We start from the raw sequence: 7,593 nt of genomic DNA, 5'->3' as shown, positions 1-7,593 counted from the left end.
GTATTTTTTTTCATGTTTTCAAATCGGAAACATGTATTTGGCCTGCTTTTTTGTCTGAAAAAGCTGAGTAGTTACGAAAAAAGTTTTTTATTGATATAACACCATTAATTGCTTTTGGTAGTAATCGTATTGTAGAAGATATTATAGCTAAGAATTCCGCACCTATTAATATTTCTTAAATTTCTGATTTTTCAGGAACTGACAGGTCAAATATGAGCAAATTTATTAATGCTCTTAAAAGAAAAGGTCTTTTGTTTAAATATGAATCAGGTTTAGAGGGAAATAACGCTAAAGTATATGTATTATTTATAAATCCACACTTTATCTACTTAGGGGACAAAGATAATGTAAATAAAGCATTACAAATAATGTTAAAGCTATAAAAAAGAAGATATTTAAAAATTTTCCATATAGATTATTTTAAATTTATTAATCGTAGTTGTTTAACTTGACAACTACGATTTTTCGGTTTTATTCGTGGGGATTTAAACACACACGAAAACCTTTGGAAACCTAGCTATATCAACATTTTATACCACTTTTAAAGCGCTTTCTTCGCACTCTCTATATAAGAGCTTTTCATGAATTCAAGCTTACACGATATTTTAACAACACCCAAAAACAATGAAAATCGTTTCAAAAGGAGCTGAGCACCCCTTAAGAGAGTAAGCGGAAACCTTGGGAGTTGCTACCGATAATGGTGCGTTATGTTAACTAATCATACATCTTTATACAAAACAAAAAGACGAGAATATTCTCGTCTTTTTGTGCGCAAATGATACGAAAGCTCGTGAAAGTTTTACTTCCCCCAATAATAATATAACCCGAATTTTGGTTTCTTATACCAAATTAATGATTTTTATACATCCTTTACTTTTTGTCTGTCGGCTTGGCGAAAAAAGCACACGAACCAAAAAAAGACAAGCCTCTCTCTTTTCAATTTAAAAGACATGAGTTCTCCTTTTTAGTCGCGCTACTGTATTCCCTTATTTCTTTTTATTATTTTCATTAGATCCTGTATTCTTTTTTATTATCGACATAGAAGCTCCCCCTCTAATCCATCAGCAACTATTGCTGATGTCTAATAAACATATTGTACATCATGAATTTCTATAAATGTATATGTTATCTTTACTAACAAATCACACATAATACGTCTTTATCTACATCTGATTTAGGTGCTTTTTTAAGAGTGTTCCTTTGCTTTTTTGGCAAGAGGCTGACTCGGGTTTTGGGTACTAGTCCTCATGATCTACGTATTTTTAAGTGAGATAATTATTGACCGCAGTTTGAAATTGCTGCATGAGGCTTAAAAATTGTACCTCATGTGCAGGTGTGATTGGGATGGTAGGTACCATCTCGGGTGTGATAGAAAGAAAAAGCAATCCAGGGTGATGGTCTGGATTGCTTTTTTTGTATGGAGCGATTGTATAACATAACAGGAGTACTGTAATATATGCAGGTAATGTTTCGAATATGCTTAAAATTGAAAAGGCACTCTTCCCAGTTGAAGGTGCCTAAACGGGTTCTGGTGCAAGAAATGTAACATTTGTACAATAACGAATATGCGGTGATTCCATCAATATGGTACGGAGTTGGATAAGCGAGTTCGACGGCATTCCAAACAAACGAATAATTCTTGGAGAGCAGATGGAATGTACATAAAAGTAAAAGGACAATGGATGTACTTTTATCGTGCTGTCTCGTCGTGTGGGGACGGACGAGACCCCCATGGTTCGAAGCGTAACATTATAACGGATCAAAACAAACAGGGGACGAATAATCTAGCGGTTCGGCTCGTATACTTGCTGCTCAAAACCAAAGACCATTGCATTAATTTTTGCCCTTCGGCTTGGCGAGAAAAGCAAACGAGCCGTTAAAAGTTTTGTCAGGATAGAGCAACCCGTTCCTTGCAGAATTTTTAGCCCTATATATAAGAGTGAAAATGACCAAGTGAAGAAAGTCAACAATAGCAAGGGTTTATACGATGTCGGGTGTGGGAAATGAAAAATAGTACAAAAAAGAAAGATGTCAATAACAAAATTGACATCTAGAATAAATAAATTGGTAGACCAAAGGCAGAAATTACATCTGCATTTATCACTGCTTATGATATTTGGAAAACAGGGTCCATTACAACAGCGGAAGCAATGGAGAAAGTGAATGTACCAAAAACTACGTTTTATCGACTAGTTCAAAAATATGAAGCTCAACTGGCAAAATAACCGATAGGTGGGAAGAAACATCTTGTTTGTACTTGGCATAGACATTCTATTAGGTCATCTCATCAACGGAATAATCGCTGCATGTATTGTTTTTATTTCGAATATAGAGAGGAACTTTCTCAATACCAATATATATAATTTCTTGTAAAATAGAGATGCTAACACTTATAATAATTTTTTATAACTTTCTCCTAACCACCGCAGGCCCCTACTTGTGGTGGTTTTTTTCATATCAAAAAAGAATAACAAACAAGAGTATATTTTTAACATGGTATGAACTGTAAATTACATTCGTGTTTTTGGGTAATTCTGTTACTAATGGCATTACGGTATTATGAACTTTATTACTACAAATGTAGTTCTCATCCTAATTTTACCCATCGTAATTGGCTCCTCTGTTTTTTCATCATACATGCAATAACGAGTTTTAAAATATGAATTTTTGCATATTTTAGTTTGAATGTCCCTAAAAAAACAATATATATACATTAAAGTTACGTTTTAAATTTATATGAAATAGAAAATATATGAACGAATTAAAATGATGTAAGGTGATTTTCATATCATAAAAATTAAAAAATCCACCTTTTCTCCTTCAAAAAAGATAAAATCATAGTATTTTCTCATAAAAGAGAATTTCATTTTAGGTATAGCTCCTGTAAGGTAAGAGCATACCATACAAAACATACATTCAGGAGTGTGATACACAATGAAACTCATTTTTAAAAGACGTATAGCCATAACGTTATTCTCTCTTTCTCTCATGGGATGTCAGTCACCACAAACATCCTCACTAACAGATCAACAAGTTATGGCAGATGCTTGGTATCAAACGGCTGGAGAAGTCAAAGCGCTCTATCATCAAGGATATAATATAGGAAAGATAAAATTAGACGCGGCACTTGCCAAAAGTACCGCGCAAAAAACTGCCATCGTTTTAGATCTAGATGAAACCGTCGTGGATAATAGTCCGTATCAAGCCATGACAGTAAAAGAGAAGAATGGGTTTCCTTATAAATGGGATGAATGGATTCAACAAGCGAAAGCAGAAGCCCTCCCTGGTGCAGTTTCCTTTTTACAATATGCAAATGAAAAAGGTGTAGCGATCTACTACATTTCCAATCGCAAACAAAATCAGTTAGATGCCACTTTACAAAATTTACAGAAACTGAATATCCCACAAGCTGATAAAGAACATGTCTTATTGCAAGGTCAAGAGGAAAAAGGGAAAGAAGGACGAAGAAAAAAAGTGGCGACAGAACATGATATTGTTCTATTCTTTGGAGATAATTTATCTGATTTTACTGGATTTGATGAGAAATCTGTACAAGATAGAAATCAAGCGGTAGAAGAGATGCATGAAGCATTTGGAGAAAAGTTTATTGTATTCCCAAATCCGATGTATGGCGATTGGGAATCCGCTTTATATCAATACGATTTCAAAAAGTCAGATACTGAAAAAGACAAACTCCGTAAAGATGCATTGCATGTATTCGAAGATGTGAAATAACGGGAATCCTAGGGCAAATAGATGGATATTTGCTATGATATTCTATAACCTTTGGTAAACTTGCATTTGTAAGATTGAGCGAATTCGCTCAATCTTTTTCATGTTTTCCGCTCTCCCATTGGTATCAACACGGCTGAATTTGCGAAATGTGGCGAATACACAACACTTATCAAAGGGGGGCTGTTGCGTGAAAGAAAACTGCTTTGAGGAGTATGAGGCATGAACATGGAAATCTCATCGAATAAGATCATAGACATATCAAGTGACGTTTCGATTCATGCTATATACAAACAAAAGAGAAGTCACCTCCCAGAATTTTATTTTTCGACGTACAAGGAATGACAGCAACCATTCAGAATTTCTTAAAAGATAAATGTATTTTGTAAACAGGTTTATGTTTTTTCAAACTTTGCAACAGAACCATAATTCTTCCATGACCATTCAAACAGCTGTAATATGTCATTGATGAGAATTTTATTTTTCTTTAATTTTCGCAAATCTGATATTGTTAAAAATTGTAATTTTGGTATTTTATGCGGTATAGCATATTTTCTTTCCGTATGTTTTTTACAAACATTATTGGGTATCTCAAAAATATTGATATATGATGATATTGAACTTATATGTATTCATGTATATTATTCTATAGATTTTATACTTTTTTATAGATACTATGTAACCTATTCATCTTGAAATAATTAGTATAATCTTAATAATAAGAAACTAACTAACTAAAGAAAAGGAGCTAACATAATGAAACAGACTGTAACAGATAAATGGATAAAAACAATTCCACTCGTTTGTGCATTAAGTACAACTTTATTTGTAGGACCCGTTGCTTCTTTTGCTGACACTAATATTTCTGGAAAACTATTACGTGACGGCAAGGTTATCCAACTGTCTAATCAAGAAAATACAAGCTCGTATTATCCACAAGCAGATAAAGACCCTATGAAAGAACCTGTAGAATTCTATACGGGAAGGATCAAAAAAGCTCCTATCACAAATACAGATGCCATTCAAATCAAAATTGCTGGTCAAACATTGATATTAAAAGATGGTATACTTTACGCGGGATCACTTAATCAATTAACACCAACAGGATCCGTATATACAGACTTCGGTTTTAATACAAAAGATGTGTTGATTGGAACACAATTCCAACAAGAAGTACGTTGGAAACGAATTTATAATCGTTTACAACCAAAATCGGTTCCTCATGCATGGTCTGTGAGTGAAACACATGGTGTAAGCAACGCAAACACACAAGAATTTGCTTATTCAGTTGGTGTAGAACTAAGCGGAGAGCTTGCTAAAGCCACGCTAGGGAAAGTAGCTGGAAAGATTACAGGCAGTATTTCACAAAAATTCTCAACAACGACAACGGTTACAGATCAAGCCACAAAAACTATGACAGATACATTCCCAGCAAAAGGAACGTCATACACATATAAGGATTATCGTGTCGCTGTTTATCAAAAAGAAGAAATATATACGATCATTCCAGGTGAAAATCTGAAAAAAGCGATTCAAAAATTAGAGCAAGCTGCTAGTAAAAATCATGGGACAGCAATAAAAGCAACAATTACATCCTTTACGTATACAACAGATGAATTACGTCCTATTGTCACACCAGATTAAAAAAAGGAAATACTTAGCTTTTGCACCAGAACCACTTAATGCTCACTTCGTTCCGCTTACCGTTGACAACACTCTTTTTTACCTTTCTATCTATTCAATCGTTTAGCAATTAATTTTTGTAACTACTCAGCTTCCTCACGGAAGCTGAGTAGTTATTTTTAATTATTGAGTCCGTGGTTCCGTTTTATAATCCTTCTACATAATACTATATGGACTTAGCTGATTTATTTAATTTGGGATGATATAAAAAAATACCTGATAAAGCAATAAAGATAACATAAATACATGGGAGGGTATCAAAAAGATACTGTGCAATTAGATATCCTATTTTATCATTTACTGTTATGGCACTCATACGTGCCAAATAAACCTCATGGCCTATTAAAAAAAGGGCATTAGTCATAGAAATACTCCAAATAAAAAAGAATGATTGCGGAAATAATTTATATAATGAATACCCAGTAAGTCCTATACCTGCTAATACAATAGGGAAAATATTGAATATATTTTCAGGAAGGAAGATCAATCGCTCGGATCCTACAGGCAATTGTAAAGCCAGCCATCTATATAAAGCATATATCCCTCCAATGATATTCCCAATTTTTCCAAATGTTATAGCGTATTTGTTCCACTTCAACTTTTATCACCGTCTCTTTTAGTATTAATAGGTGTAACGTTTGGTTTTATACACCAAACGTTACACCTTGCTTTTAGTATTACATATACCAATTTAAGCTATACATGTAACTAGATTATATTTATGTATATGAATATCTTCTGTAATTCCTCGCTAATTGTATAATGTTTTAACGTATTAAACAAGCCTGGTATCAAAAATATAAGTATTAATAAAACGAATCAAACAAATGGTTTTATTGACCAAAAACAAATGGTTACTATTTATATGAATAAAAAACCTCTTGGAAAACAGATAATTTACATTTATGTAAAAATTAGCATTAATGTACAATTTTCGTTTGGCTTGGTTTTTGGTCTACCTATACCTGGTCCTTTCGTTTTACCACGTTTTTCTTCTAGTCCTTTGATACCTTCAGCTTCAAAGTGTTTTACCCAACGTCTTACCACCGAGTAATCAATTCCTAATTCTTTAGCGACCGTTTTGTATCCCATTCCTTCTTTCAAGTATAAATTTACTGCTTTTTTCTTAAATTCTATATCATAAGTTACTCTAATTTTGCCCATAGAAAAATCCCCTCCATAGTAAACAGATTAATGTGCTTTCTTTTTACTGTCTACTATAAGGGGATCATATCATTCCAGACTTCTTTTTTTCGACGTATAAGGAATTACAGCAACTATTCAGAATTTCTTATACGATAACTGTATTTTGTAAACGGGTTTATGTTTTTTCAAACTTTGCAACAGAACCCAAAATAGAATGATTTTTAGATTCTATTTTTTTCGTTTACCCTGTATTCTTTTTGGTATGAGGAACTATCTTACTACTTGTTATGAATATGCATCTTCTTTTTGGTTCAAAAAAACCATTTTTGGTGAAAATGAGACACTTGTCCTTTCGTTTGCATACGATATCCTAGCAAACGGCAAAGGATGATAAAAATGATAAAAGATGGACAGCTATTAATTACGTTTTACGATCATGCAAAAGCACAATCGAAAAGTCAGGTTCATATACAATTAGGTGGGAAGAAAATAGATGAAATTCCTCAATTACACATAGAGATAATTGAAATTCCTGTAGGGGAGGAATCAAAATATAAAGCTTTATATGAGCAACATTCCGATGTTCGATTTGTTGATTATAACGCCATTCGAAAATGGCATTACCGACCATGTATGTGTTCGAAATGTAGACGCGAGCAATGTGGATGTATGCCGAATGATCCGTATTATTTAGAAAAAATAGAAACAAGTGACGGAGTACAAAATCAATGGGGATTGCAAAGGATTAATCCAAAGCAAGGATTTTGTAAAGTAAAAAACAGCGTTCCCGTTACTAAGATTGCTATTCTTGATAGTGGCATTGATCCAAATCATCCAGATTTAAAAGATAAGATTATAAATCCAATTAATTTTACTTCAAGTAATCCGGAAGATTATATTGATAGGATTGGACACTGAACGCATGTTGCGGGAATTGCAGCGGCTGTAACAAATAATCGTAACTACTCAGCTTTTTCAGACAAAAAAGCAGGCCAAATACATGTTTCCGATTTGAAAACATGAAAAAAAATA

At 33.4% G+C, this 7,593-nt stretch carries 5 protein-coding genes and 1 pseudogene; 4 read left to right on the top strand and 2 right to left on the bottom strand.

Annotation, left to right across the window (positions count from 1 at the left end):
* Nucleotides 1-1,577 precede the first annotated feature (1,577 nt).
* The 3 genes and pseudogenes from JDS99_RS29310 to JDS99_RS29300 all read left to right on the top strand — a co-directional run.
* A pseudogene (locus tag JDS99_RS29310) lies at nucleotides 1,578-1,742 on the top strand (DDE-type integrase/transposase/recombinase); the annotation flags it as partial.
* Nucleotides 1,743-2,934: 1,192 nt separating this feature from the next.
* Nucleotides 2,935-3,735 (top strand): 5'-nucleotidase, lipoprotein e(P4) family, encoded by an 801-nt coding sequence (locus JDS99_RS29305; protein WP_199696289.1) that lies wholly within the window; start codon nucleotides 2,935-2,937, stop codon nucleotides 3,733-3,735.
* Nucleotides 3,736-4,488: 753 nt separating this feature from the next.
* Nucleotides 4,489-5,376 (top strand): hypothetical protein, encoded by an 888-nt coding sequence (locus JDS99_RS29300; protein ID WP_199696288.1) that lies wholly within the window; start codon nucleotides 4,489-4,491, stop codon nucleotides 5,374-5,376.
* 205 nt (nucleotides 5,377-5,581) lie between these two features.
* On the opposite strand, the gene JDS99_RS29295 is transcribed toward JDS99_RS29300, so the two are convergent.
* Nucleotides 5,582-6,013, bottom strand: a complete 432-nt coding sequence (locus JDS99_RS29295; protein ID WP_199696287.1) for a hypothetical protein — start codon at nucleotides 6,011-6,013, stop codon at nucleotides 5,582-5,584.
* A 305-nt stretch (nucleotides 6,014-6,318) separates the two neighbouring features.
* Nucleotides 6,319-6,579 (bottom strand): helix-turn-helix domain-containing protein, encoded by a 261-nt coding sequence (locus tag JDS99_RS29290; RefSeq protein WP_199696286.1) that lies wholly within the window; start codon nucleotides 6,577-6,579, stop codon nucleotides 6,319-6,321.
* A 378-nt stretch (nucleotides 6,580-6,957) separates the two neighbouring features.
* Here JDS99_RS29290 and JDS99_RS29285 point away from each other — a divergent pair, with 378 nt between their 5' ends.
* A complete protein-coding gene (locus tag JDS99_RS29285) occupies nucleotides 6,958-7,479 on the top strand; it encodes a S8 family serine peptidase (protein ID WP_199696285.1) in 522 nt (173 codons plus the stop codon).
* The last annotated feature ends 114 nt before the right edge of the window (nucleotides 7,480-7,593 follow it).

The sequence above is a fragment of the Bacillus cereus group sp. N6 genome, from assembly GCF_016483705.1.
In the GTDB taxonomy this organism is placed as follows: domain Bacteria; phylum Bacillota; class Bacilli; order Bacillales; family Bacillaceae_G; genus Bacillus_A; species Bacillus_A wiedmannii.
The sequence above is the reverse complement of the archived record's forward strand: the minus strand, read 5'-3'. Positions and strand labels throughout refer to the sequence as shown.